Source organism: Microbispora oryzae, from assembly GCF_017896165.1.
In the GTDB taxonomy this organism is placed as follows: domain Bacteria; phylum Actinomycetota; class Actinomycetes; order Streptosporangiales; family Streptosporangiaceae; genus Microbispora; species Microbispora oryzae.
The window spans coordinates 583,573-607,953 of sequence record NZ_JAFCNB010000002.1 but is presented as its reverse complement, the minus strand read 5'-3'; the positions used below and the strand labels follow the sequence as shown (position 1 = coordinate 607,953).

The window sequence follows — 24,381 nt, the reverse complement described above, 5'->3', positions numbered from 1 at the left end:
CGAGAAGGGCCCGGCGGAGAGCGCCGGGCCCCACAGCCTGACCGAATGGCCGCGCGGTCAGGAGACGGGCGTCACTGCGTCCACCGGCCGGCGGCGACCTTGTAGACGTCGTAGGTCTCGCCGTCGAAGTACGGCGACGAGACCCGGTCGTAGCGGTCGTTGCCGTCGGTGTCCCAGGCGACGCTGTTGATGCCGTTGAGATAGCCCTTACGGGTCTTGCTCTTGTAGCCGAACAGCCAGGGGCCGCCGCTCGCGCCCGAGGTCATCGCGCATTTGATGCCGATGTGCTGCTGGATGTTGTACTTCGGTGCGGCCGGCATCGGCGTGGACTGGCCATAGCACCACTTCATGGTCCGGCCGGAGAACGGGCGGTCACCGTCCGGGTGCGGCCCCGCCGGGTAACCGAACGAGAAGACCTTGACCTTGGGGCTTCGGTTCCAGGTCAGGCCCTGGCCGCCCACGTTGTCGCCGAGCCGGCCGACCGGCGTCCTGACGGCCTGCCAGGTGTTGCCGGACCTCTCCCACTTGATCTTGTATCCGGAGGAGACGTTGACGAACGCGTAGTCGTAGTCGTAGTCCTCCTTCACCACGAAGTCGTCGTGCGCCTGGAACCACTTGGCCGGATAGATCCCGTACGGGGCCTTGCCGTCCCACGCCTGGTCGCCGTCCCAGTACGACGGGATGAAGACCCAGTTGTCGTAGAACTGGTTGCTGACCGGGTCGTAGACGCAGTGACCGGCCGTCGCGACGACATTGCGGTAGGTGCCCTGCACCGACGTGCCGGAGCAGTACTTCCAGCTCTTCGGGTCCAGCGGGTTCTTGCCGGGCAGGGTGAAGAACACCCGGCCGACCGTGTTGGGCAGGTTGACCTGCTTGGAGAAACCGGCCGCGCTCTGCTGGCCGCCGATGGGCGGGACCGCCCCCGCCTTGCCGTCCGGCCTGGACTTGCTGACCTTGCCGAAGCCCTTGACGGAGTTGCCCAGATCCTCGGTGTAGTCCTTGGCGGCGCGCAGCCGGTCGGGGGACCAGAACGCGACGGCCCGGTCGGCGGGGCTCGCCGAGGCCTTGGCCGTGACGTCGTCCGAACCCGCCTGGACGGACGACACGGAGGGGCCGGCGGCGGCGGGGGCCGCCTGGGTGACGCCGACCACGCCGGACGCGACGAGCGCTCCGGCGAGGGGGATGGTCAGGCGCCGTGCTCGGGATGACATGGAGCTCCTTTCCCCGGGACGTGTGAGGGTGCGTCCCATTCGTCAGGAAAACGCTCCGAAGATTAATGACCCGTTCCTCGCGTCGGCCCGAGGTATAACCAGAACGCCCGTGAATTGCCCCATCCGTTATCCATGCCATGTGGTTATGATGACGTCTTACCAGTTCAGGCCGGTGTTTCGGTGATGTCGCCCGGTCGGGAGAAGTGGTTTACCGCCATTCTCGACCGGTCTCGATGTGCTCTTTTCTCATTTGATTCCGCTGCCTCATGAATGTCTTCCGTCCCCGCGGGTCACACGCCGGGGGGCGGCGGGGTAGCTTTCTGGCATGTTCGCCGTAACCGCCACGCAGACCGACTCGGACGACCCGCTCAAGGGCCTGACCCTGGGAGAGCGCCCCGAGCCCGCCGTACCCGACGGATGGACGACCGTCACCGTCAGGGCCGCCTCGCTGAACCATCACGACCTGTGGACGTTGCGAGGTGTCGGGATCAGCCAGGACCGGTTGCCGATCGTCCTCGGCTGCGACGCCGCGGGCCTGGACGAGGACGGCAACGAGGTGATCGTCCATTCGGTGATCGGCACGCCGGTGAGTGGTGACGAGACCCTCGACCCGAAGCGGTCGCTGCTGTCGGAGACATACGACGGCACGTTCGCGGAGAAGGTGGCGGTGCCCCGGCGCAACATCGTGCCGAAGCCCGCCGCGCTGTCGTTCGAGGAGGCCGCGTGCCTTCCGACGGCCTGGCTCACCGCCTATCGCATGCTGTTCGACAAGGCCGAGCTTGAGCCGGGATCGACCGTGCTCGTCCAGGGCGCGGGCGGCGGCGTGGCGACGGCGCTGATCGCGCTGGGCCGCGCGGGCGGGTTCCGGATGTGGGCGGCGAGCCGTTCCGCGGACAAGCGGGCCCGCGCGCTTGAACTGGGCGCCGACCGTGTCTTCGAGACCGGGGCGCGGCTGCCGGAACGCGTCGACGCGGTCATGGAGACGGTCGGCGAGGCGACCTGGAGCCACTCATTGAGCTCGCTGCGCCCGGGCGGCCGGATCGTCGTCAGCGGGGCGACCAGCGGCACGGTCGCCCCGACCCAGCTCGCGCAGGTCTTCTTCCTGCAGAAGTCGATCGTGGGGAGCACGATGGGCACCCGCGACCAGTTGTCCCGTCTGGCGGTCTTCCTGGAGCAGACGGGGCTGCGGCCGGTGATCGACCGGGTGCTGCCGCTCACCGAGGCGGAGGACGGCTTCGCCGCGATGTGGCGGGGCGACATCTTCGGCAAGGTCGTCTTCACGCTCTGAACGCCTCCTGGATGCGCCGGGCGGCCTGGTCGAGCGCGGCGCGGCACTCGGCCAGCGCGGCGTCGCTCAGCCCGCCCTCGCCGGCGGTCCGGCGCACCTTGCCCACGAACTCGCCCAGCAGGCGTCCGAGCTCGGCGTCGTTGGCGGCGTGCCTGCCGGCACTGTCACCGGCACTGTCACCGGCGCGGTCGCCGGCACTGTCACTGGCACGCTCAACGGCGATGTCACCGGCCTTGCCCCCGGCGCTGTCGTCGGCGTCGCCGCCGGCCGAGCCGGGCCGGGGCGCGCCGCCGGGCATCGACCAGACGTCCGTCCAGACCCGCTCCCATTCGCGCTGCCAGCGCTGGGTCTCCTCGCGCCACTGCCGCTTGTGCCGCCGCCAGTCCTCCTTCTGCTGGTCCCGCTGCCGCCGCCACTCCTCCTTCTGCTCGCGCCACGCCTCGCTGCTGTCGCGGGAGCTGTCCCTGCCGATGTCCCGGGCCATCTGGGTCAGCTCCTCACGCAGGGAGCGCACCGTCTGCCGGACGTCCTCCTTGACCTCCCGGGCGATGTCCTGCACCGAGGCGGAGATCTCCCGTTCGAGGTCGGCCAGCTCGTCCATCCGGTCGTTCAGCTCCGCACGCCCCCTGTCGGTGAGGGTGAAGACCTTCTTGCCCGCCACGACCTCGTGGGTGACCAGGCCCTCCTCCTCCAGCCGGGCGAGCCGGGGGTAGATCGTGCCGGGAGAGGGCGAGTACACGCCGAGGAAGCGGTCCTGGAGCAGCCGGATCACCTCGTAGCCGTGCCGGGGGCTCTCCTCCAGGAGCTTCAGCAGGTACAGCCGGAGCCGTCCATGCCCGAACACGGGGCTCATGCGCTCTCCTCTTCTCGCCGATCCGTTGTCTGCCTGCTGAGCAGGGTGACGCCTCCGGAGACGGAGGTCGCCGCCAGGTGTGCCATGCCGCCGCCCAGCCGCCCGGTGAGCGACCGGGGCCGGGGCCGGTCGTCGCGCCGCAGTTCCGGAAAGGCCGACTCGATCCTGCCGGACGTCGAACGCACGCTGACATCGGCGTCGACCGTACGCGGCACCCGTACGACGATGGAGCCGGACATGGTGGTCAGCGTCACGTTGCCGGTGGGGGTGAGATCCAGATCGGCGGTGATGCTTCCGGACACCGTGTTGGCCCGCAGCCGGTGCGGGACGCCGTCGGCCACGGTCAGGTCGCCGGAGACGCTGGTGAAGGCGAGATCGCCGGCGAGGCCCCGGCTCTCCACGGAACCGGAGACGGTCTCCGCGTGCACCTCGCCGCTCACACCGTCGAGCACGATCCCGCCGGAGACGCTGTTGACCCGGCTCCGGCCCTCGAAGCCCGCCACCACCACGGAGGCGCTCACCGCGGACACCTGAATCGGGCGGTCCCTGGGCACGGTCAGCGTCAGGGTCGCCGACCGGGGGCCCGGCCGCAGCCACCCGAGCACGCCGTCCCAGGTCAGGTCCTTGTCGGCCACCGTGAGGCGGCCGTCCGCCTCGTCGTGCGTGACCAGCAGGGGAGCCGAGGAGATCTCGCTGACCTCCAGCGTCGGCGGACCGTCGCTGGCCAGCACGGCGAGGCGTCCGGCCACGACGCGCACGCTCAGCGCGCTCACCGCTCCGAACGTCAGCTGCCCAGGTTCATCGATCATCCATTGCGGCATCGGCCGGCCTTCCCACGCGGATCGGTCATCGTGTCGGGGTCCCCGCGTCGCGAAAGGGCCCCGGCGCGGGGGACCGAGGAGTCTCACACAAGACACGATATGTCGCGTATATGGAAAGTCAAGATGTATCGCGTTTTCGGCCGCACCCGTACCCCGGTGCGTACGGGGCGCGGGGGGTGGTCAGTCCTCCTCGTCGAGCCGGGCCAGCCACGTGGCCAGGCGCTCGACCGGCGTCTCGAACTCGGGATTCAGATCGACGAACTCGCGCAGCCGCTCGGCCAGCCACGAGACGCTGACCTCCTCTTCGCCGCGCCGCTGGGCGAGCTCCTCGATGCCCCTGTCCGTGAAATACACGCTGCTCCACCTCCCTGCCCTGAGTACGGCGGAAGTCCCCCGCGGCCGTGCGCCGAGGGGGACTTCCGCCGTCTGGTCCTTCTAGCCGAAGATCTCCGCGGCCATGGCCGCCAGCTCCGCGTCGTGCTTGGAGTGCGAGCCGGTGGCCGGCGACGAGTTCGGCGTGCGGGAGACCCGCCGCATCGTGCGGCCGCCGAACAGGCCGGGCTTCTCGACCATCTTCAGGGTCAGGTACGGCCACGGGCCCATGTTGGCCGGCTCGTCCTGGGCCCACAGCAGCTCGACGTCCGGGCGGTACCGGTCGAGCTCGGCCTTGAGCGGGTTCTCCGGGAACGGGTAGATCCGCTCCAGACGCACCAGCGCCACGTCGTTGCGGCCCGACTTCTCGCGGTGGGCGAGCAGGTCGTAGTAGATGCGCCCCGAGCTGACGACGACCTTGGTGACGGCCGCCGGGTCGACGGTCGCGTCGCCGATGACCGGGCGGAAGGCGCCGGAGGTGAACTCCGCCGTCGCCGAGGCCGCCGCCTTGAGCCGCAGCAGCGACTTGGGCGTGAACACGATCAGCGGCTTGCGCCGTTCGGACAGCACCTGCCAGCGCAGGAGATGGAAGTAGTTGGCCGGGGTGCTCGGCTGCGCGACCGTCATGTTGTCGAGCGCGCACAGCTGCAGGTAGCGCTCGATCCGGCCGGAGGAGTGGTCGGGCCCCTGACCCTCGTAGCCGTGCGGCAGCAGCAGCACGACCGAGGAGCGCTGGCCCCACTTCTGCTCGCTCGAGGAGATGAACTCGTCAATGATCGACTGGGCGCCGTTGGCGAAGTCGCCGAACTGCGCCTCCCAGGCGACCAGGGCGTCCGGCCGGACCACGCTGTAGCCGTACTCGAAGCCCATCGCGGCGAACTCGCTGAGGAGCGAGTCGTACACGTAGAACTTGGTCGTGCCGTGGTTGAAGGTCTTGAGCGGCGTGTGCTCCTCGCCGGTGACCCGGTCGACCAGCACGGCGTGGCGCTGGCCGAAGGTGCCTCGGCGGGAGTCCTGGCCGACCAGGCGCACCGGGTGGCCGTCGATCAGCAGCGAGCCGAAGGCCAGGGCCTCGCCGGTCGCCCAGTCGATCGAGTTCTCGGTGACCATCGAGCCGCGGCGCTGCAGCACCGGGGCGAGCCGCGGGTGCACCGTGAAGCCCTCGGGCAGGTTGAACTGCGTCTCGATGACCCGCTTGACGACCTCGTCCGAGATGGCCGTCTTGGTGTCCTCGTGTGACCACGGGATCGCCTCGTCCGGCTCCGGCGCGACGACCGCCCCCGGCTCCAGCGGGCGCTTGGTCGCCTCGCGGGTCTCGGTGAAGGCCCGCTCCAGCTGCTCCTGGTAGTCGCGGAGGGCCTGCTCGGCCTCCTCGACCGTGATGTCGCCGCGGCCGATGAGCGCCTCGGTGTAGAGCTTGCGGGTGGACCGCTTGGCGTCGATCAGGTCGTACATCAGCGGCTGGGTGAACGCCGGGTTGTCCGTCTCGTTGTGGCCGCGGCGCCGGTAGCAGACCATGTCGATGACGACGTCCTTGCGGAACGCCTGCCGGTACTCGTACGCGAGCCGGCCGACGCGGACGACCGCCTCGGGGTCGTCGCCGTTCACGTGGAAGATCGGCGCCTGGATCATCTGCGCGACGTCCGTGGCGTAGACCGAGGAACGGGAGCTGGCCGGGCTGGTCGTGAAGCCGACCTGGTTGTTCACCACGATGTGAACCGTGCCGCCGGTGCGGTAGCCGCGCAGCTGGGAAAGGTGCAGCGTCTCGGCCACCACGCCCTGGCCGGCGAACGCGGCGTCGCCGTGGACGAGGACGGGCAGGACCGTGAAGCCCTCCTCGCCCCGCTCAAGCAGGTCCTGCTTGGCCCGGACCACGCCCTCGAGCACGGGGTCGACGGCCTCGAGGTGCGACGGGTTCGCCACCACCGAAGTGGTGATCTTGGCGCCGCCGGGGGCGACGAAGTCGCCGGCCGCGCCCAGGTGATACTTCACGTCGCCGGAGCCGTGCGCGCTGCGCGGGTCGATGTTGCCCTCGAACTCGCCGAAGACCTGGCCGTACGACTTGCCGACGATGTTGGCGAGCACGTTGAGCCGGCCGCGGTGGGCCATGCCGATGACGACCTCGTCGAGCTCCTCGCGGGCGGCCTCGCTGATCACCGAGTCGAGCAGCGGGATCAGCGACTCGCCGCCCTCCAGCGAGAACCGCTTCTGGCCGACGTACTTGGTCTGCAGGAACGTCTCGAAGGCCTCGGCCGTGTTGAGCCTGCGCAGGATGTGGAGCTGCTCGTCACGCCCGGGCTTGGCGTGCGGCTTCTCCACCCGCGCCTGGATCCAGGCCCGCTCCTCGGGGTTCTGGATGTGCATGTACTCGATGCCGACCGTGCGGCAGTAGGAGTCGCGCAGCACGCCGAGGATGTCGCGCAGCTTCATCAGCGGACGGCCGCCGAAACCGCCCGTGGCGAACTCGCGCTCCAGGTCCCACAGGGTCAGGCCGTGCGACTTGATGTCCAGGTCGGGGTGGCGGCGCTGGCGGTACTCCAGCGGATCGGTGTCGGCCATCAGGTGGCCGCGCACCCGGAACGCGTGGATGAGCTCAAGGACCCGGGCCGACTTGGCCACGTCGTCGTCGTGGGTGGCCGAGATGTCCGAGACCCAGCGGATCGGCTCGTACGGGATGCGGAGCGACTCGAAGATCTCGTCGTAGAACCCGTCGGAGCCGAGCAGCAGCTGGTGGATGCGGCGCAGGAAGTCGCCGGACTGGGCGCCCTGGATGATCCGGTGGTCGTAGGTGGACGTGAGCGTCATCACCTTGCTGATGGCCAGCCGGGAGAGGGTCTCCTCGGACGCGCCCTGGTACTCGGCCGGGTACTCCATCGCGCCGACGCCGATGATCGTGCCCTGGCCGGGCATGAGGCGCGGCACGGAATGCACCGTTCCGATGGTGCCGGGGTTGGTCAGCGAGATCGTCGTGCCCTGGAAGTCGTCGACGCCGAGCTTGCCGGCGCGGGCCTTGCGGACGATGTCCTCGTAGGCCACCCAGAAGCCGCGGAAGTCGAGCGTCTCCGCCTGCTTGATCGACGGCACCAGGAGCTGGCGGGTGCCGTCTTCCTTCTGCACGTCGATCGCGAGGCCGAGGCCGACGTGCTCGGGCCTGACGAGGACCGGCTTGCCGTCCACCTCGGTGTACGAGTGGTTCATCTCCGGCATCGCCTTCAACGCCTGGACGATGGCGTATCCGATCACATGCGTGAAGGAGATCTTGCCGCCGCGTCCGCGGGAGAGGTGATTGTTGATGACGATGCGGTTGTCGATCAGCAGCTTCGCCGGGACCGCGCGGACGCTGGTCGCCGTCGGGACCGCGAGCGAGGCCTCCATGTTGAGGGCCGTACGCGCGGCGGCGCCGCGCAGCCGCTCCTCCGTCGCGCCCGCGGGGGCGGGAGCGGCGGCCGCCTTCGGCTTCGCGGCGGGAGCCGCGGCCTTGGGGGTGACGGCCTCGGGAGCCGGCTTGGCGGCGGGTGCGGCGGCCGGCTTGGCCGGTGGCGCAGGCGGTGCCGGTGGCGCGGCGGGCGCGGCCTGCGCCGCCGGAGCCTGCGGTGCGGCGGTGGCCGTCGCGCCGTTCGACGTCCCGCCGGTACCCTTGGCGGCCTTCCCCGCGCCGTTGTAATCGGCGAAGAAGTGCCACCAGGCCTGATCGACAGACTCGGGGTCTTCGAGATACTTCTGGTACAACTCGTCGACAAGCCACTCGTTCTGCCCGAAGCTTGTCAGCGGGTTTGTCCGCGACGACTCAGACGACACGGCGGAAATCGCCCTCTTCCGCAGATCGGCGTTGATGTTTGGTGAACCTGTCCAAGGCTACTCGCCCTGGGCGGTGAGCCGCGCCGGTCGGGTCGCAGGTCTCGCCCCATCCTCCCAGGATCGATCAAACAGGTCACGCCCGAGTAGTCCGTCTGGGGGATCAGAGCATCCTCACCGCATGGTCATCCCGGCGCCCGGCGTCCAGTCCCATCTGACGTAGGCGCCCGTAGGCCGTGCCGTGTCCGGGCAGGCCGGCAGCGTGGCGCCTCGCGCGCCGCGGCCGGCCGGGAACTTGTCGTGTTGGACCTGCGTGACGCCGTTCTCTTCTTCACGCTCAGGTCTCAGCAATCTGGAGGGCCTGCCGGCGGTACTCATTGGGAGAAACGCCGTAGGCGGCGCGGAAGATGCGGCTGAAGTGGGCGGGATCGGTGATCCCCCAGTGCGCGGCGATCGCGTGGACGGGGCGATGGAGGAGAGCGGGGTCGCCGAGATCGCGCCGACAGCGATCGAGGCGACGTCGGCGTATCCAGGCGGATACCGTCAGCTCCTCGCCTTCGAAGAGCCGATGCAGGGCGCGGACGGAGATCTGGCAGGCGGCGGAGACGCTCTCCGGCGACAGGTGAGGATCGCCGAGTTGCCGCTCGATGTAGGCGCGGACTTTCAGCTGGAGGGTTCGACGGTGCGTCTCCGACGGCACCGCGCGGTCCCGTTCGAGGTGGTGGGCGCACAACGCGGTGACGAGATCGATGACGATCGAGGCCAGCCGCGGGCCGTCCGCGACCGTATAGGAGTCGGCGTGGGCGGCCATCCGGCTGAGGTAACCGGTCAGGAGGGCGCCGACGCCCTCCCGGCCCGATAAGGGCCGGACCATGAGGTCCCGGATTCCCCTCTCCGGAAGAGAAAGGGCAGCCCGGGGAAGTTGCACCATGAGTCCCCGGACCATGGCGGTCTTCGGGCTTGTCCAACCGTGCCAAGGGCGGGAGGTGTCGTAAAGCAGCAATTCACCTGGGGAAAACGTCGCGTCCCGGTCGCCCTGGAAGATCCTCTGGCTGCCCCTCCAGGGGATCATGAGCTGGAGCTCATCGGGATCGGACCGCCGGATCAGCCTGGCGTGCCGGTACGTCTCCAGCGGCAAGTAGCTCAGCGTGTTGAGCCGCACCATGCCGAAATCCTGCATGCGCAGCTCCGCCTGGAAGTCCGCCGCGTAATCGCTGCGCATGGCGTTGGGAACCAGCGCGTCGTTCGCCAGGTCGCACCAGGCGGTGAACCGATCGGCCGCCGGCAGGTCGCTCGTCCTGAACCTGAGCATCGCCACGAATCCCCTCCCGTTCTCCGATGGAGATCTCGACGCGCGAGACGGGCATCCCTTTACAGCCGCGGAAACGCGGCAGTGTTCCGTCCAGTCAATCGAACAGCAGGGCGGCGCCCAGATCCAGGGCAATCGCGGTCATGCGCGGGATTTCACGGCCCGACCGGCCGGATCGCCCGATCGATGAGCAGCTCACGCCTGACCGAAGGAGTTCGCTAATTCCAGAACTCCTGATTGTGGACGACAAAAAAATGGGCGAGGCCCGCGTACTCGCATTGGCGTGCGAACTGCCGCCGGCACGGGCGGCTTCAGCCGATGAGCCGGGTCTCTACGCGGACCGCCGGGGAGATCTCGGCCAGGAGCCGGCCGAGGTCGTCGCCCGCCGCCCGCAACTCGTCGTGGCCGAGCGGTTCCAGCCGTTCCAGCAGGAAGAGGGCGTCCGCCGTCTCCTCGGTGATCCTGGTGCGGACGCACTGCCGCCAGTTCCACCTGCGGCAGGTGATTCCCGCGTCGTCGCGCCACACCACCTCGCCGATCTCCGGCTCGCCCAGCGCCTCCTCGGACGGCTCGTCGCCGGCCGCCCGGACGAGCCGCGCAGCTCCCTCGTACCGCCGCAGGTCCTCGCCGCCGATGGGCAACCCGTGCCGTACGGAGACGGAGTTGTACGCGTCGACGACGAGGTTGATCTCGGGCAGCGGCATCCGGCGGACCAGGGCGTCGACCGACGGCCGGGTGCGCTGGGGCTTCGCCCCGAAGGCCCGGTAGGCCGCCCGCCAGGCCTCGATCCTGGGGTCGTCCAGTGGTGTGGCCGCGGCGGCCGCGTCCGCCAGCCAGGCGCGCGACCGGTCGTCCGAGGGCCCGTTGGCCAGGCCGTACGCGGTGATCACGAGCACCGCGAAGTCGGGGCGCAGGGCGGTCACGGCGGGGTCCACGCGGATGTCGTCGATCACGGCCACAGCTTACGGCCACGCCGGAGCGGGCCGTGATGGGTGGATCGGTGGCGGGCGGGCGCCGGCTCACCGGCGCGTCATCGGGTCCTGTGATCGCCCGCCGATGTCTCCGACAGCACCTGGAGGAGCCGTGCGGGCGTGCCGGCCACGGCGATGACGCCGGGAGCGTCGAATTCGGCGGGATCGCCGAATCCCCAGGTGACCGCGACGCTACGCACGCCGCACTCCGCCGCGCCCGCGACGTCCTCCCGGCGGTCGCCGATCATGACGGTGGCCTCGGGCGGGGCGCCGAGGACGTCGAGCGCGTGCCGGATCACGTCGGCCTTGTGCCGGCGGGATCCGTCCAGGGTCGCGCCTGCCACATAGGTGAAGAACCCGTCGAGCTCGAAGTGCGCCAGGATCTTCTCCGCGTAGACGCCCGGCTTGGACGTCGCCACGCCCAGGGTCCGGCCGTCGGCGACGAGGGTCTCCAACACGGCGGGAATCCCGGGGATGACCTCGTTCTCGTACATGCCGGTCGCGGTGTACCGGTCCCGATAGGCGTTCACCGCGTCGCCGAGACGTTCCTCCGGCACGCCGAGCCGGAGGAAGATGTCCTGGAGCGGAGGACCGATCAGGGTGCGCAGCAGCCCGTTGTCGGCCTGGGGGAACCCGATCGCCGCGAGGGCGTGCCGTATCGAGGCGACGATGCCCGTCTCGGAATCGGTCAGCGTGCCGTCGAGGTCGAAGAGGCAGAATCGGTCGTTTCTCACGTACGGCGGTCCGTTCCCTGGTCGACGCGCGGGACCGGACGGCGGGACCGATCCGCTGTCGAACCCTACTCGTGCCGCCTCGGGAACGAACGGCGAGGGAGGCGCGGCGAGGGACCGGACGGTGAGGGAGCGGCGGCCGCCACCCGGAGGTGACGGCCGCCGGTGAGACGGGAGATCAGGCGCAGGGGGCGCCGTTCAGCAGGAACAGGTCGGGGCCGGGGTTGGCCCCGGGCGCCGAGACGCCGTTGAAGCCGAACGTCACCGACTGGCCGGGCTGGATGATCTTGTTGTACGACTGGTTGGCCGCCGTGACCGTCGCCGCCTTCTGGGTGAACTCGGCCGCCCAGGAGTGGCCGACCTTCTGGCCGCCCAGGAACGACCAGGTCAGCGACCAGCCGTCGATCGCCTTGTGGCCCGTGTTGGTCAGCGTCACCTGGGTGGTGAAGCCGTCCGGCCACGACCCGTGCACGGTGTAGCCGACCTTGCAGTTCGCGGACGCCGAGATCCCGCCGTCGCCCTGACCGGCGATGAACGCCGCCACCCAGGACAGCGGGGCGTTCCAGTTCACGGCGACCTCGTTCGTCGAGTACGAGTTGATGTCGTCGATGTAGCAGAACTGCGGTGCGCAGCCGGGCAGCTTCGCCTGGGCCACCGGGTCCTGCAGCCCCGAGTTGGGACCGCCCGCCAGCGAGCCGTGCGGCGGGTTGGGCAGCGAGGTGTCCAGCGAGTGGGCGTACCACCTGCTGTGCTGGTTCTTCGAGGCCACCTCGCCGTAGCCGGTGACGTACGACTGGTTGAGGGCGTTGCGGCCCAGGAGGTAGTCGATGCCCTGGAGCACGCCGTCCCGGTAGGGGAGCTTCCCGGTGATGTCGTACGCCGCCGCCAGCACGATCATGTCGTTCAGCACCGCGCTGTTCGAGCCCCAGACGTAGTCGCCCGGGTTGTACGGCAGGCCGTACGGGTGCTGGTCGATCGTGGTGAGGTAGCGGTCGGCTCCCGTCACCACGGACTGGCGCACCGCGTCGCGGCCGGGCAGCCCGTTGGGCACCGTGGCCAGATCGATGCGGCCGAGCGCGGCCACGTGACCCCAGTCCATCGCTCCGCCCTGGCTCCACAGGTCGGCCGTGTGGTGGGGCGAGGCGAGCACGAAGTTCTTGTACTCGGCGTCACCGGTGGTGATGTACAGCTCGGCGGCCGCCCAGTAGAACTCGTCGCTCACGTCGGCGTCGTCATAGGTGCCGCCGCCGTTGCCGTCGGAGGGGGACGCCAGGATGGCCGGGTTGGCCTTGGCCGCCGCCCACGCCTTCTTCGCCGCCGCCAGGTTCTTGGCCGCGAAGGCCGCGTCGTACGGCGCGAAGACCCGGGCCGCCTGCGCCGCGGTGGCCGCGAGGTTGAGGGTGGCCGCTGTGGACACCGGGTGCAGCTCGCGCTTCTGCGGGTCGAGGTGGGGCAGCAGCGGCAGGCCGGTCCAGTTCTCGTCGTGGATCTTGTGGTGCACCATGCCGTCCGGCCGCTGCATCTTCAGCAGGAACTCCTGCTCCCACCGGGCCTCGTCGAGGACGTCGGGGACGTCGTCGCCGCTCTCGGGGATGGCCAGGGCGCCGATGGGCCGCGCGCTCGCCGCGTTCTTGGTCCGCTCGAACTCGCTCATCAGCTGGGCCACCGAGATGCCGCCGTTGACGACGTACTTGCCGTGGTCACCGGCGTCGTACCACCCGCCGGAGACGTCGAGGGAGTAGTCGCACACGCCCGGCTGGCACGGGACGTTCGTGTCGCCCTGGTTGGGGGCGGTCCCGATGTGGCCCGCGGGCCGGCCGTACCCGGGACGCAGCGCGTCGTCGATCGCGATGCCGCTGCGCTGGGTGTAGTAGAACTTCAGCGCGTCGACCTCGAGGCTCTGGTAGGCGTCGGCCCCGATGTCGAACGGGCGGCTGGTCTCGCCGTCGGCCGTCAGGGTGAAGCCGGTGCCGGCCTTGTGGTACGCGCTGAAATCGATCGAGTGGACGTTTTGGCGGGAGCTGGCGTCCACGCCGCGCGGGGTCGTGGAGCCCTGGGCGACGACCTTGCCCGCCGCGTCCTTGAGCTTCCAGGGCAGCGCGTCCGTGGCGTCGGTCACCAGTGTGGCGTTCTTCGGGCCCTTGGGCAGGTAGGCGACCTGGTTGACCCGTACGCGGGGGCCGGTGTCCGGGGTGTAGACCTCCGGCGGGGCGCCGCCCTGCAGCGAGACGTTGTCGACGCAGAACCGCCAGGGCGTGGCGCTGCCGCCGAGCTGGAACACGACCTGGGCGTTCGGCAGGTCGACCGGCGAGGTGAACGTGTAGTGGTAGGAGTCGCCCGACACGCTCAGCTCGGGCGCCGCCGAGATGTACTGCGTGTACGGGTCGACCGGGAGCTGGACGTACGCCCTGGCGACCTTGCCCGGGTCGGCCGAGGCGTAGAAGGCGAAGGCGTAGGTCTCGTCCTTGACGAGCGGGATGTCGTTGACGCCGATGATGGCGTCCCAGGGGTTGACCGTCCCGCCCGGGATGTCGGCGCAGAGGCGGCCGTCCGTGAGGGCGAATTCGAGGTTGGCGGTGTGCCACCAGGGATCGGCCGTGGTGTCGAAGGTCCCGTTGGGGATCTGCTCGGGACCTTCGGCGTGGGCGGGCACGCCCGTCAGGCCCGCCAGCGCCAGGGCGGCGGTGGCGAGGATGCTGAGGCGTCGTGACGTGAATCGTCTGAACACGGGTGTCCTCGTATGCGTGGGAGCGCTCCCAAGATGGTGAGCGCCTCGATCGTTCCCACGGTTCTCGGCCGCCGTCAACGATCAGGCGGTCCGCGGCGGCGCTGACCGGCAGGTCGAGGTCCGGGTGGCGCGAAAGTTTCATTTCCCCAAGAGGCTTTTGCAAAGATGTCTTTGTAATGTTACGGTCCATGGGACTGGAGGTGATCGGACGTGGACGGCGAGGTCTTCCATGTGAGCGATCCGCGCACGCTCAAGGCGGTGGCGCACCCGTTGCGGGTGCGCCTGCTCGGAGCGCTGCGGAACGACGGCCCGGCGACGGCCAGCGAGCTGGCCGAACGTTTCGGGGAGAGCTCCGGCTCGACCAGCTATCACCTGCGTCAGCTGGCCAGGTACGGATTCGTGGCCGAGGCCGAGGACCGGCGTGACCGGCGCGAACGCCGCTGGCGGTCGATCCACCGCCTGACCCTGTGGAACAACGCCGAGATGGCCGCGACGCCCGAGGGCCGGGAGGCGGTGGCCTTCCTGTCCCGGCGTCAGATCGAGGTTCTGGTCACCGACGTCGAGGCATTCGAGCGCGACCGTGACTCCTGGGGCGCCGACTGGATCGAGGCCGCGGGAGTGTCGGACGAGGTCGTCCGGCTGCGCCCGTCGTCCCTGGCCGAGCTGGGGGATCGCCTGCACGCCATGCTGCGGGAGGCGGCCGCGCGTGACAGGGGCGCCCCGGACGCGGAGCAGGTGTCCGTCTTCGTGGCGGCTCACCCGCGGCGCCCCGGTCCGCCCCCGCCGTCGGCGCCGGCCGAGCCGGGGTACGCGCAGGGGGCCGGGGATGAGTGAGGCCGTGGGTCATCCGTTCTCTGGACGGCCCCGTCCGCGGCGGGCGAGGGGACCGCTGAGGCGCTACGCGATCATTGAGTTCCTCACCTGGCTGCCCACGGGCCTCTACCTGGCTCCCATGGTGTTGCTGATGGCCGCGCGCGGGCTCGGCGTCGGCGAGATCGGCCTGGTCTCCGCGGCGTACGCCGTCACCATCGTGGTGCTCGAACTCCCCACCGGCGGTCTGGCCGACGTGCTGAGCCGCCGGGCCGTGCTCGCCGCGTCCGCGGTGGTCGGCGTGCTGGGGCTGGCCCTGATGGCGACCGCCGGGACCGTCTGGATGTTCTTCCTGTCGTCCGCGCTGAAGGGGGTGTCGAGGGCGCTGTCCAGCGGGCCTGCCCAGGCCTGGTACGTGGACGCGCTGCACGCTGAGGAGGGCGTGTCCGCCGACCTCAAGCCCGGCCTCGCCGCCGGGGACGTCGCGGGGTCCGTCGCCCTGGCTGTGGGAACCCTGGCCGGCGGCGCCCTTCCGCTGCTTCCTCTCGTCTCGCGTCTCTCGGCCGCGGACGCCCTGGCCGTGCCGGTCTGGGCCGCGACGGGGACGGCGGTGGTGCAGTTGGCGGCCGTGCTCGTCCTGATGCGGGATCCGTCAGCGAGTGCCGGGGGAGCGCCCACGACGGCCGGTGGCGGGGTACGGCGCGGGGGCCGCTTCGGCGAGGTGCTGCGCGGCGTGCCGCTGACGATCGTGGACGGGATCAAACTGGGGCTGACCGACCGGGGGCTGGGGCGGCTGCTCCTGATCGCCGCCGGAGCCGGGGTGACGCTCAACACGATCGAACTGCTGACGCCCGGCCGGCTGGCCGATCTCACCGGCAGCCCGCAGACCGGGAGCACCGCCTACGCCGTGGTGACGGCCGTCGGCTTCGTCGCCAACGCCCTGGGCAGTTCGCTCGCTCCGGCCGTCGCCAGACGGGTGGGGGGCTCGGTGCGGGCCGCGATCCTGGGATGCGTCGTGGTCTCGGTGGCGGTCGGGGCTCTCGCCGCGTCCGTGGCGCTGCCCGGCTGGGCCGGGATCGCCGCCGCCGCGGGCGCGTACATCGTGCTCTTCGCCGCCCTGGCGGTGGTCTCGCTGTTCCGTTCGGAGCTGGTGCACCGCCGGGTGTCCTCGGCCCAGCGGGCGACCGTGATGTCGGTGGACTCGCTCCAGCTCCAGTTCGGCGGCGCGCTGTCCTCGTTCGTCCTGGTGCCGCTGGCGGGCGTCGTGGGCCTCGGGCCTGTCTGGGCGGTGACCGCCGTCGTCGGGCTCGCCTTCACGCTGCTGTTCGTCCGGCTGCCCTCCCCGCGGGCCGAGCGGGTGGCCGATCCCGTCGCAGTGATTGCTGTAAAATGAGTAGGAAATGTTGACTATTGCCGATCGGGCCCCTAGCGTCGACGGCATGAGCATCGTGACACTGGTCGGCAACCCGAGAGGCGGATCGCGGACACTCGCCGTGGCGGTGCGGGCGGCGGAGGAGGTGGCCAGGGCGCTGGCCGCCCGGCCGGCCTCGGGCGTGGTGGCGGGGGTCGCCGTGGCGGAGACCGCGGGGCCGGGTGCCCCGGTGAGAGGCGATGGCGGCGGTTCGAGCCTGATCGACGTGATCGATCTCTCGGGTCTGGCCGGCCAGGTCTTCACACCTGAGCCGTCCGCGGCCGTGGAGGCGGCGCTCGACCTGGTCCTCGACGCCGACGTCCTGGTGGTGGCGAGCCCCACCTACAAGGGCACCTACACCGGCCTGCTGAAGGCGTTCCTCGATCGGCTGCCGCACCGGGGGCTCGCGGGGAAGGCGGCGCTGCCGCTGCTGGTGATGGGCGATCCCCAGCACTCGCTGGCCGTCGAGGTCCACCTGCGCCCGCTGCTGGTCGAGCTGGGGGCGATCGTCCCGACCCCGGGGCTCGTCGTTCTCGAGTCCCGCATTCCCGACCTCGACGACGTGGTGTCGAGCTGGGCCGCCCAGGTGGTGCCGCAGCTGCCCGTCCGTGAGGGAGTGCCCGTCTGATCACGCCGGTGGCTTGATCGCGGCTGCCCGAAACGGTCAGGCCGTCAGGGGGCGGCGCGGTGCGGGCTCCCGGCCCACCGGCTGGTGGACCTCCAGGTGGGGGAACGGGTTCGGCGGGATGGGACGGGTCACCGCCCGGCGCCCCACCGTGACCTCGCCTCCGTGATGGTCCACCGTGATGGGCGGCCCTTCCAGCAGCTCGTACGTCGCGGTGCCGGGCGTGACCTCGACCCGCAGCAGCCGCCCTCGGTAGCGCAGGCGGAACGCGAGCCGGGTGATGGCCGACGGGAGGCGGGGCGCGAAGCACATCCGGCCCCGCCCGGAGCGCATCCCGCCGAACCCGGCGACGAGCCCGGTCCACGCCCCGGCCAGCGAGGCCATGTGGACCCCGTCGCGAGTGTTGTGCTCCAGGTCGCGCAGGTCCATGAGGGCCGCCTCGCCCAGGTAGGCGTGGGCGAGCTCCAGCTGCCCGACCTCGGCGGCGAGCACGGCCTGGGTGCAGGCCGACAGCGACGAGTCGCGCACGGTCAGCGCCTCGTAGTAGGCGAAATCGCGGGCCTTCTCCTCCGCGGTGAACGAGTCGCCGCACATGTGGAGGGCGAGCACGAGGTCGGCCTGCTTCACCACCTGCTTCCGGTAGAGATCGAAGTACGGGAAGTGGAGCAGCAGCGGGTACTGCTCGGGCTTGGTCCCGGCGAAGTCCCACACGGCGTGACGGGTGAAGCCCTCGCTCTGCGGGTGCACCCCGAGGCGCTCGTCGTACGGGATGAACATGGCGGCCGCCGCGTCGCGCCACGTGGCGACCTCCTCCAGCGTGACGCCGAGCTGCTCGGCCCGGTCCTGATGACGGAGGCAGACGTCGACGGCCGCGCGCATGTTCCTACGGGCCATGATGTTCGTGTAGACGTTGTTGTCGGCCACCGCGCTGTACTCGTCGGGGCCGGTCACCCCGTCGATGCGGAACCGCCCTTCGACGTCGTGGTGACCGATCGCGCACCACAGCCGGGCGGTCGAGACGAGCAGCGGCACACCGCTCTCGCGTTCGAACTCCTCGTCCTCGCTGGCGTCCACGTACCGGACCACGGCGTCGGCGATGTCGGCGTTGATGTGGACGGCGGCCGTCCCTGCGGGCCAGTAGCCCGAACACTCCTCGCCGTTGATGGTGCGCCAGGGGAAGGCGGCCCCCTCGAACCCGAGCTGGGCGGCCCGCCGCTCGGCGAGCGGCAGGATCGACGCACGCCAGGCCAGGGCGTCCGCCGCCGCCCGGCAGTGGGTGTAGGTGAGCACGGGGAGTACGAAGGTCTCGGTGTCCCAGAACGCGTGGCCGTCGTAGCCGGAGCCGGTGAGGCCCTTGCCTGCGATGGGCCGCCGCTCCAGCCGCGCGCCCGCCTGGAGCAGGTGGAACAGCCCGAATCGCACGGCCTGCTGCACCTCCGTGTCGCCCTCGACCTCGACGTCGGCCCCCGCCCAGAAGTCGTCGAGGTAGCGCCGCTGCTCGGCGCGCAGACCGTCCCAGCCGGTGAGCCGGGCCGCCGCCAGCGCGGCCACCACCTGGTCGTGCATGGCGGGGCGGGAGCGCTGGGCCGACCAGCCGTACGCGAAGAACTTGATCAGGCGCAGTGAGTGCCCGCGCTCCAGGCGGGTCGCGACGGTGACCCGGTTCACGTCGCCGCCGCCGCTCGGCTCGACGCTGGTGTTCGCCGGCCCGTCGATCTCGTGCCGCATCGCGGCGGCCACCCGCAGGCCGCTGGCGCGGGTGCGGTGGACCATCACGGCCACGCCGTCGCGCGCGATGAGGTTCTCCTCCAGGAGGAGCGGCGCCTCCAGGGCCGCGGCGGCCCTGGGGTCGTCGCCCGGGCGCGGCACGGTCTCGTTGGCGACGAGCTCCGACTGCACGACGACGTTGAGGGCACGGTCGACGGCCCGCACCTCGTAGCTGATCGCGGCGACCGCCCGGTGGGTGAACGAGACCATCCGGGTGGAGGTGATGTGGACGTCGGCGCCCGCGGGCGACGTCCAGCCGACCTTGCGGACGAGGGTGCCCTCCCGCAGGTCGAGGACCCGTTCGTGATGGTGCAGCGTGCCGTACCGCACGTCGAACGGCTCGTCGTCCACCAGCAGGCGGATCACCTTGCCGTTCGTCACGTTGACCACGGTCTGTCCGGACTCGGGATAGCCGTAACCGGCCTCGGCGTAGGGGAGTGGGCGCAGTTCGTAGACCGAGTTGAGGTAGGTGCCCGGCAGCCCGTGCGGCTCCCCCTCGTCGAGGTTGCCGCGCAGGCCGATGTGGCCGTTCGACAGAGCGAAGACCGACTCCGTCTGGGCCAGCACGTCCGTGTGCAGGCGGCACTCGCGCACCGCCCACGGCTCCACGATGAAGGCGGGGTGCCGGATCATGGCCGGTCCAGCAGTTCGGCGAGGTCGGTGACGACGACGTCGGCGCCGTTGGCGCGCAGCGCGTCCGCCTGTCCCAGGCGGTCGACGCCGACCACGCACGCGAAGCCGCCGGCGCGGCCCGCCGCGACGCCCGCCTGCGCGTCCTCGAAGACCGCCGCCTCGTCCGGCTTGAGTCCGAGGGCGTCGGCGCCGGCGAGGTACATGTCGGGCGCCGGTTTGCCCGGCAGGTCGCGCCGCTGGGCCACCGCCCCGTCGATCCGCGCCTCAATGAGATCGCCCAGACCCGCGGCGGCCAGCACGCGCTCGGTGTTGGCGCTGGAGGACACCACGGCCCGGCGCATCCCCGCGTCGCGGGCCGCGCGCAGATAGCGGAGCGATCCCGGGTAGACCTCGACGCCGTCCCGGTCGAGGATGGTGCGGACGAGGTCGTTCTTGCGGTTACTCAGGCCGTAGACGGTCTCGGCGTCCGGCGGGTCGGCCGGACCTCCCTCGGGGAGCTCGATGCCGCGGGCGGCCAGGAAGCCCCGGGTGCCGTCGAGCCGCCGTTTGCCGTCGACGTAGCGCTCGTAGTCGGCCTCCTTGTCGAAGGGGACGAACGCGGTCCCCTCCCGCCGCGCCCGCTCGCGCAGGAAGGCGTCGAACATCTCCTTCCACGCCGTCGCGTGGACCGTCGCCGTGCGGGTCAGCACGCCGTCCATGTCGAACAGGCACCCCCGCACGCCGTCGGGCAGTCCCAGCATGCGCCCTCCCCCGGCTCGTCCCTGTCTGTCTCCTGTACCCGCGCGGACAGCCTCAACCAGCAATCCCGACTTTTGTTGATTTAAGCGAAAGATTGCATCATCTCGATAAAAGCTCTTCCGCTGCGTGGCGGAGGAGAGGTACGTTCACGCCAATTACGGCGATCACATCGGCGCACGGCCACCGTGAGCCTCGATCCGGAGGGGTAGTGAAGCGGACGACCATACGGCCGGAGAACCACCACCAGGCCAGGCTGTTACGGCTGCTGCGTGACGGCGGCCGTTCCCGCGCCGAGCTGGGTGACGTGGTCGACCTGTCGAGGTCGAAGCTCAACTTGGAGCTCGACCGCCTGGTCGAGCTCGGGCTCGCCGAACTCGACGGGCTGGCCGCCTCCCGGGGCGGCAGGCGGTCGAGCCGGGTGCGGCTCTCGTCGGACACCAGGTTCGCCGGGGTCGACATCGGCGCGACCTCCATCGACGCCGCCGTCACCAACGGCGAGATGGAGGTGCTCGGGCACCTGAGCGAGCGGTGCGACATCCGCAAGGGGCCGGCCGCCGTGCTGGGCCAGGCCGTCGAGCTGGTCGGAAAACTCCAGCACGACGGGCTCTTCACCCAGTTGAACGGCGTGGGCGTCGGGCTCCCCGGGCCGGTGAGCTTCGCCGAAGGAGTGCCGGTCGTGCCGCCGATCATGCCCGGCTGGGACCGCTACCCCGTGCGGGACGCCATGAGCCGCGAGTTCGGCTGCCCCGCGATGGTCGACAACGACGTCAACATCATGGCCCTGGGCGAGTCGCACTCCGGGCTTGCCCGGAGCGTGGACGACTTCCTGCTCCTGAAGCTCGGCACCGGGATCGGCTGCGGCATCGTCGTCGGCGGCGCGGTCTACCGGGGTGTGTCGGGCAGCGCCGGAGACATCGGGCACATCCGGGTCGACGATTACGGACCGGTCTGCGCGTGTGGCAACTCCGGCTGTCTTGAGGCGTACTCCGGTGGCCCGGCCATCGCCCGGGAGGCGGTCGCCGTCGCGCGGGCGGGCGAGTCGCCCTACCTGGCCGAGCGGCTCGCCGAGGCGGGCGTTCTCACTGGAGAGGACGTGGGCGCGGCGGCGGCGCAGGGCGACCCCGGCGCGATCGGGCTCATCAGGGACGCCGGTCGCAGGATCGGCCAGGTGCTGGCCAGCCTGGTCAGCTTCTTCAACCCCGGACTCGTGATCATCGCCGGTGGCGTGGCCAGGCTTGGCCACGTGCTGCTGGCGGAGATCAGGAGCGTCGTCTATCGCAGGTCCCTGCCGCTGGCCACGGGAAACCTGCCCATTGTCCTGTCCGAGCTCGGGGACACCGCCGGTGTCCTCGGCGCGGCCAGGCTCGTCAGCGACCACGTCTACTCCGCCACCTAGGAGACCCTTATGGACGAGGAACGTCCCCTGCTGCGGATGCGGGGGATCGTCAAGCAGTTCCCGGGCGTCCGGGCCCTCGATGGTGTGGATCTCGAGGTCAGGGCCGGCGAGGTGCACTGCCTGCTGGGCCAGAACGGCGCCGGGAAGTCCACGCTTATCAAGATTCTTTCGGGGGCGCAGGAGCCCGATGCGGGGGAGATCCTGCTCGATGGGGAGGCCGTTCGGCTGACGACCCCGACGGCGGCGATGGCCCGGGGGATCGCGACCATTTATCAGGAGCTCGACCTGGTCGACGGGTTGAGTGTGGCCGACAACATCTTCTTGGGTCATGAGCTGGCGTCGCTGGGGTTCTCCCGGCGGTCGCAGGCGCATCGGGCGACGGCCGGGTTGATGGAGCGGCTGGGTCACGGTGAGATCCGGCCGGGTACCGAGGTGGGGCGGCTGGCGCCGGCGCACAAGCAGATCGTGAGTATGGCGCGGGCGTTGTCGCACGAGGCCCGGTTGATCATCATGGATGAGCCGTCGGCGGCGCTGGCTCATGACGAGGTGGCGAATCTGTTCCGGGTGATCCGGGATCTGACCTCGCATGGGGTCGCGGTGGTCTACATCTCCCATCGGATGGAGGAGATCCGGGAGATCGGTGATCGGGTCACCGTGTTGAAGGACGGTCGTACGGTGGCGGTGGGGCTGCCGGCGCGGGAGACCTCGACGTCGGCGATCGTGGCGTTGATGACGGGCCGCAACGTGGAGTACGTCTTCCCGCCGCGCCCGGAGTCGTCGGCCGGTCAGGCCGGTGGGGATGGCGGGGATGATCGGGCTGAGGTGCTGCGGGTGGAGAACCTGTCGGTGCCGGGGCGTTGTCATGACATCTCCTTCAGTGTGCGTGCGGGGGAGATCGTCGGGCTGGCGGGTCTGGTGGGCTCGGGCCGGTCGGAGATCATCGAGGCGATCTACGGTGCGCGGCGGGCCAGTGGCCGGGTGGTGCTGGACGGGCGGCAGGTGCGGCTGGGTAGTACGAGCCGTGCGGTGCGGCTGGGTATGGGTCTGGCTCCCGAGGAGCGCAAGGCGCAGGCGTTGCTGCTGGACGAGAGTGTGGGCCGCAATATCACGCTGGCGAGTTTGGGCCGGTATTCGCGGGGTGGGTGGCTGGATCGGCGTAAGGAGGCGGCGGAGGCGCAGCGGCTGGTGGAGGCGCTGGGTATCCGGCCGCCGGATCCGCGCCGGGCCATCCGCACGTTGTCGGGCGGTAACCAGCAGAAGGCCGTGATCGGCCGGTGGCTGGTCGAGGGTCGCCGGTTGCTGCTGCTCGACGAGCCGACCCGTGGTGTCGATGTGGGGGCCCGCGCGGAGTTGTACGCGCTGGTCCGCCGGATGGCCGACGAGGGTGTGGGCGTGCTGCTGGTGTCCAGCGAGGTGCCCGAGGTCCTCGGCCTCGCCGACCGGGTGCTCGTCATCCGGGAGGGCCGCATGGTCCACCAGGCCGCCGCCGGCGAGCTCGACGAGCACCGCGTCCTCGACCTGGTGATGGTGTCCGCGGCCCCTTCGGACCACTCCGGCTCCGGAGCCCCCGCCGAGGACGCTCCCGCATCCGCCACCCCTGCCGAGGACGCCTCCACCGAGGAGGCCCCCGCTCAGGCCGCCGACTCCGATACTCCCGCCGCGGACGCCGCCGAACCGGCCGCTCCCACGGCCCCCTCGTCTTCCGATTCCTCCGAAGATTCCTCCACAGATTCCGCTGCAGATTCCGCTGATCCCGATTCGGATCCCTCCCCCAGGAGCCGTCAATGACCGAGGTCAACCCGGCGCCTACGGCGCCCGCCGGCGAGCGTCCACGCCCCGACGCCGCCCCCAGCCTGAGAGGCGGCCTGGCCCGTCTCGGTGAGGCACGGCATGTGGGGCTGATCGCGGCGCTGGTGCTGCTGGCGATCGTCGGTCTGGTGACGAAGCCGGAGAACTTCGCCACCTCGTCGAACCTTGTGAGTGTTCTGGCGCTCGCCTCGACCATCGGTGTGATTACGGTGGGGGCGACGTTTGTGATCATCGGTGGTGGCATCGATCTGTCCGTGGGCGCGGTGATGGCCCTGGCGTCGGTGTGGGCCACGACGTTGTCGACGCAGTCCTACGGGCCTGTCGTGATGGTGATCTGCGCGCTGGCGGTGGGGACGGGGGCCGGTCTGCTGAACGGCCTGCTGATCTCCTACGGGCGGATGGTGCCGTTCATCGCGACGCTGGCGATGCTGGTGGCGGCGCGTGGTCTGGCGCAGCGGATGTCGTCGCAGCGCACGCAGCTGGTGCAGCAGGACAACAGCGCGATCGTGGATCTGTCGACGACGCGGGTGCTCGGGCTGCCGTTGCTGGTGTATGTGTTCGCGCTGGTGGTGGCGCTGGGCTGGGTGCTGCTGAACCGGACGACGTTCGGGCGGCGGACGTTCGCGGTGGGCGGCAATCCCGAGGCGGCGCGGCTGGCCGGTATCGACGTGCGGCGGCACACGATGGTGCTGTACGCGCTGTCGGGGCTGTGCTGTGGGATCGCGGCGGTGCTGATCATGGCGCGGACCACGACGGGGTCGTCGACGCACGGTGATCTCTACGAGCTGGACGCGATCGCCGCGGTGATCATCGGTGGGACGCTGCTGACCGGCGGCCGGGGTTCGATCATCGGTTCGATCCTGGGTCTGCTGATCTTCACCGTGATCACCAACCTGTTCATCCTGAACGGCCTGAACACCAGCGACCAGCTGATCGCCAAGGGCCTGATCATCGTCATCGCCGTCCTCATGCAGCGACGGAGCATCCGAACTTCTACCTGAGTTCCACCCAGTTCCATATTCATCCCGATCTGCCCCTTTCTCACCTGAAATCCGTGACAGCGGGACCAAACGCCCGGGGGCGGCGCCCGCTGTCCGGCCGTCCATCCCCTTA

18 protein-coding genes are annotated in these 24,381 nt (G+C 70.5%); 7 read left to right on the top strand and 11 right to left on the bottom strand.

The window, feature by feature from the left end; all coding sequences use genetic code 11:
• Window positions 1-71: 71 nt before the first annotated feature.
• Entirely contained in the window at window positions 72-1,211 is a 1,140-nt protein-coding gene (locus JOL79_RS06220; RefSeq protein WP_210154662.1) for a trypsin-like serine peptidase, read from the bottom strand.
• Window positions 1,212-1,536: 325 nt separating this feature from the next.
• On the opposite strand from JOL79_RS06220, the gene JOL79_RS06215 reads away from it, so the two are divergent.
• Window positions 1,537-2,499, top strand: a complete 963-nt coding sequence (locus JOL79_RS06215; protein ID WP_210154661.1) for a zinc-binding dehydrogenase — start codon at window positions 1,537-1,539, stop codon at window positions 2,497-2,499.
• Here the strand turns inward: JOL79_RS06215 and JOL79_RS06210 are convergent.
• The 8 genes from JOL79_RS06210 to JOL79_RS06175 form a co-directional block, all read right to left on the bottom strand.
• A complete protein-coding gene (locus JOL79_RS06210; protein ID WP_210154660.1) occupies window positions 2,489-3,352 on the bottom strand; it encodes a PadR family transcriptional regulator in 864 nt (287 codons plus the stop codon). The genes JOL79_RS06215 and JOL79_RS06210 overlap by 11 nt on opposite strands.
• Window positions 3,349-4,161: a DUF4097 family beta strand repeat-containing protein gene (locus tag JOL79_RS06205; RefSeq protein ID WP_230984249.1), complete on the bottom strand. Its 813-nt coding sequence runs from the start codon at window positions 4,159-4,161 to the stop codon at window positions 3,349-3,351. The genes JOL79_RS06210 and JOL79_RS06205 overlap by 4 nt, the downstream gene beginning before the upstream one ends.
• A gap of 192 nt (window positions 4,162-4,353) precedes the next feature.
• Window positions 4,354-4,527: a DUF6104 family protein gene (locus tag JOL79_RS06200; RefSeq protein ID WP_210154658.1), complete on the bottom strand. Its 174-nt coding sequence runs from the start codon at window positions 4,525-4,527 to the stop codon at window positions 4,354-4,356.
• A gap of 81 nt (window positions 4,528-4,608) precedes the next feature.
• On the bottom strand, window positions 4,609-8,343 hold the full coding sequence (locus JOL79_RS06195; RefSeq protein ID WP_210154657.1) for a multifunctional oxoglutarate decarboxylase/oxoglutarate dehydrogenase thiamine pyrophosphate-binding subunit/dihydrolipoyllysine-residue succinyltransferase subunit: 3,735 nt from the start codon (window positions 8,341-8,343) through the stop codon (window positions 4,609-4,611).
• A 334-nt stretch (window positions 8,344-8,677) separates the two neighbouring features.
• Window positions 8,678-9,652: an AraC-like ligand-binding domain-containing protein gene (locus JOL79_RS06190; RefSeq protein WP_230984376.1), complete on the bottom strand. Its 975-nt coding sequence runs from the start codon at window positions 9,650-9,652 to the stop codon at window positions 8,678-8,680.
• A 308-nt stretch (window positions 9,653-9,960) separates the two neighbouring features.
• Entirely contained in the window at window positions 9,961-10,602 is a 642-nt protein-coding gene (locus JOL79_RS06185; RefSeq protein ID WP_210154655.1) for a B3/B4 domain-containing protein, read from the bottom strand.
• 77 nt (window positions 10,603-10,679) lie between these two features.
• Window positions 10,680-11,354 (bottom strand): HAD hydrolase-like protein, encoded by a 675-nt coding sequence (locus tag JOL79_RS06180; RefSeq protein WP_210154654.1) that lies wholly within the window; start codon window positions 11,352-11,354, stop codon window positions 10,680-10,682.
• A gap of 175 nt (window positions 11,355-11,529) precedes the next feature.
• Window positions 11,530-14,079, bottom strand: a complete 2,550-nt coding sequence (locus tag JOL79_RS06175; protein ID WP_307848350.1) for a glycoside hydrolase family 9 protein — start codon at window positions 14,077-14,079, stop codon at window positions 11,530-11,532.
• Between the two features lie 210 nt (window positions 14,080-14,289).
• Here JOL79_RS06175 and JOL79_RS06170 point away from each other — a divergent pair, with 210 nt between their 5' ends.
• The 3 genes from JOL79_RS06170 to JOL79_RS06160 are packed head-to-tail and all read left to right on the top strand — an operon-like array spanning window position 14,290 to window position 16,928.
• A complete protein-coding gene (locus JOL79_RS06170) occupies window positions 14,290-14,913 on the top strand; it encodes a helix-turn-helix domain-containing protein (protein ID WP_210154653.1) in 624 nt (207 codons plus the stop codon).
• The gene (locus tag JOL79_RS06165) at window positions 14,906-16,282 is read left to right on the top strand and encodes an MFS transporter (RefSeq protein WP_210154652.1); all 1,377 of its coding nucleotides are present in this window, start codon (window positions 14,906-14,908) and stop codon (window positions 16,280-16,282) included. Before JOL79_RS06170 ends, JOL79_RS06165 begins: the two co-directional genes overlap by 8 nt.
• 46 nt (window positions 16,283-16,328) lie before the next feature.
• Window positions 16,329-16,928 carry an NADPH-dependent FMN reductase gene (locus JOL79_RS06160; protein WP_210154651.1) on the top strand — a complete coding sequence of 200 codons (600 nt, stop codon included), beginning with the start codon at window positions 16,329-16,331 and terminating at the stop codon, window positions 16,926-16,928.
• 36 nt (window positions 16,929-16,964) lie between these two features.
• Here the strand turns inward: JOL79_RS06160 and JOL79_RS06155 are convergent, their stop codons facing one another.
• Together JOL79_RS06155 and JOL79_RS06150 are read right to left on the bottom strand one after the other, a co-directional pair.
• Entirely contained in the window at window positions 16,965-19,325 is a 2,361-nt protein-coding gene (locus JOL79_RS06155; RefSeq protein ID WP_210154650.1) for a glycoside hydrolase family 65 protein, read from the bottom strand.
• A complete protein-coding gene (locus JOL79_RS06150) occupies window positions 19,322-20,065 on the bottom strand; it encodes a beta-phosphoglucomutase family hydrolase (protein WP_210154649.1) in 744 nt (247 codons plus the stop codon). The genes JOL79_RS06155 and JOL79_RS06150 overlap by 4 nt, the downstream gene beginning before the upstream one ends.
• A gap of 206 nt (window positions 20,066-20,271) precedes the next feature.
• Between JOL79_RS06150 and JOL79_RS06145 the strand changes: the two genes are divergently transcribed.
• The 3 genes from JOL79_RS06145 (at window position 20,272) to JOL79_RS06135 (ending at window position 24,269) form a co-directional block, all read left to right on the top strand.
• Window positions 20,272-21,459 carry an ROK family transcriptional regulator gene (locus JOL79_RS06145; RefSeq protein ID WP_210154648.1) on the top strand — a complete coding sequence of 396 codons (1,188 nt, stop codon included), beginning with the start codon at window positions 20,272-20,274 and terminating at the stop codon, window positions 21,457-21,459.
• Between the two features lie 9 nt (window positions 21,460-21,468).
• Window positions 21,469-23,247: a sugar ABC transporter ATP-binding protein gene (locus JOL79_RS06140; protein ID WP_210154647.1), complete on the top strand. Its 1,779-nt coding sequence runs from the start codon at window positions 21,469-21,471 to the stop codon at window positions 23,245-23,247.
• A 104-nt stretch (window positions 23,248-23,351) separates the two neighbouring features.
• Window positions 23,352-24,269, top strand: coding sequence for an ABC transporter permease (locus JOL79_RS06135; RefSeq protein WP_307848349.1), 918 nt, complete (start codon window positions 23,352-23,354; stop codon window positions 24,267-24,269).
• Window positions 24,270-24,381 lie beyond the last annotated feature (112 nt).

Coding starts and splice junctions, on each gene's coding strand:
- JOL79_RS06220 (WP_210154662.1), bottom strand. CDS start 1,211: ATGTCATCCCGAGCACGGCGCCTGACCATCCCCCTCGCCGGAGCGCTC.
- JOL79_RS06215 (WP_210154661.1), top strand. CDS start 1,537: ATGTTCGCCGTAACCGCCACGCAGACCGACTCGGACGACCCGCTCAAG.
- JOL79_RS06210 (WP_210154660.1), bottom strand. CDS start 3,352: ATGAGCCCCGTGTTCGGGCATGGACGGCTCCGGCTGTACCTGCTGAAG.
- JOL79_RS06205 (WP_230984249.1), bottom strand. CDS start 4,161: ATGATCGATGAACCTGGGCAGCTGACGTTCGGAGCGGTGAGCGCGCTG.
- JOL79_RS06190 (WP_230984376.1), bottom strand. CDS start 9,652: ATGCTCAGGTTCAGGACGAGCGACCTGCCGGCGGCCGATCGGTTCACC.
- JOL79_RS06165 (WP_210154652.1), top strand. CDS start 14,906: ATGAGTGAGGCCGTGGGTCATCCGTTCTCTGGACGGCCCCGTCCGCGG.
- JOL79_RS06160 (WP_210154651.1), top strand. CDS start 16,329: ATGAGCATCGTGACACTGGTCGGCAACCCGAGAGGCGGATCGCGGACA.
- JOL79_RS06155 (WP_210154650.1), bottom strand. CDS start 19,325: ATGATCCGGCACCCCGCCTTCATCGTGGAGCCGTGGGCGGTGCGCGAG.
- JOL79_RS06150 (WP_210154649.1), bottom strand. CDS start 20,065: ATGCTGGGACTGCCCGACGGCGTGCGGGGGTGCCTGTTCGACATGGAC.
- JOL79_RS06140 (WP_210154647.1), top strand. CDS start 21,469: ATGGACGAGGAACGTCCCCTGCTGCGGATGCGGGGGATCGTCAAGCAG.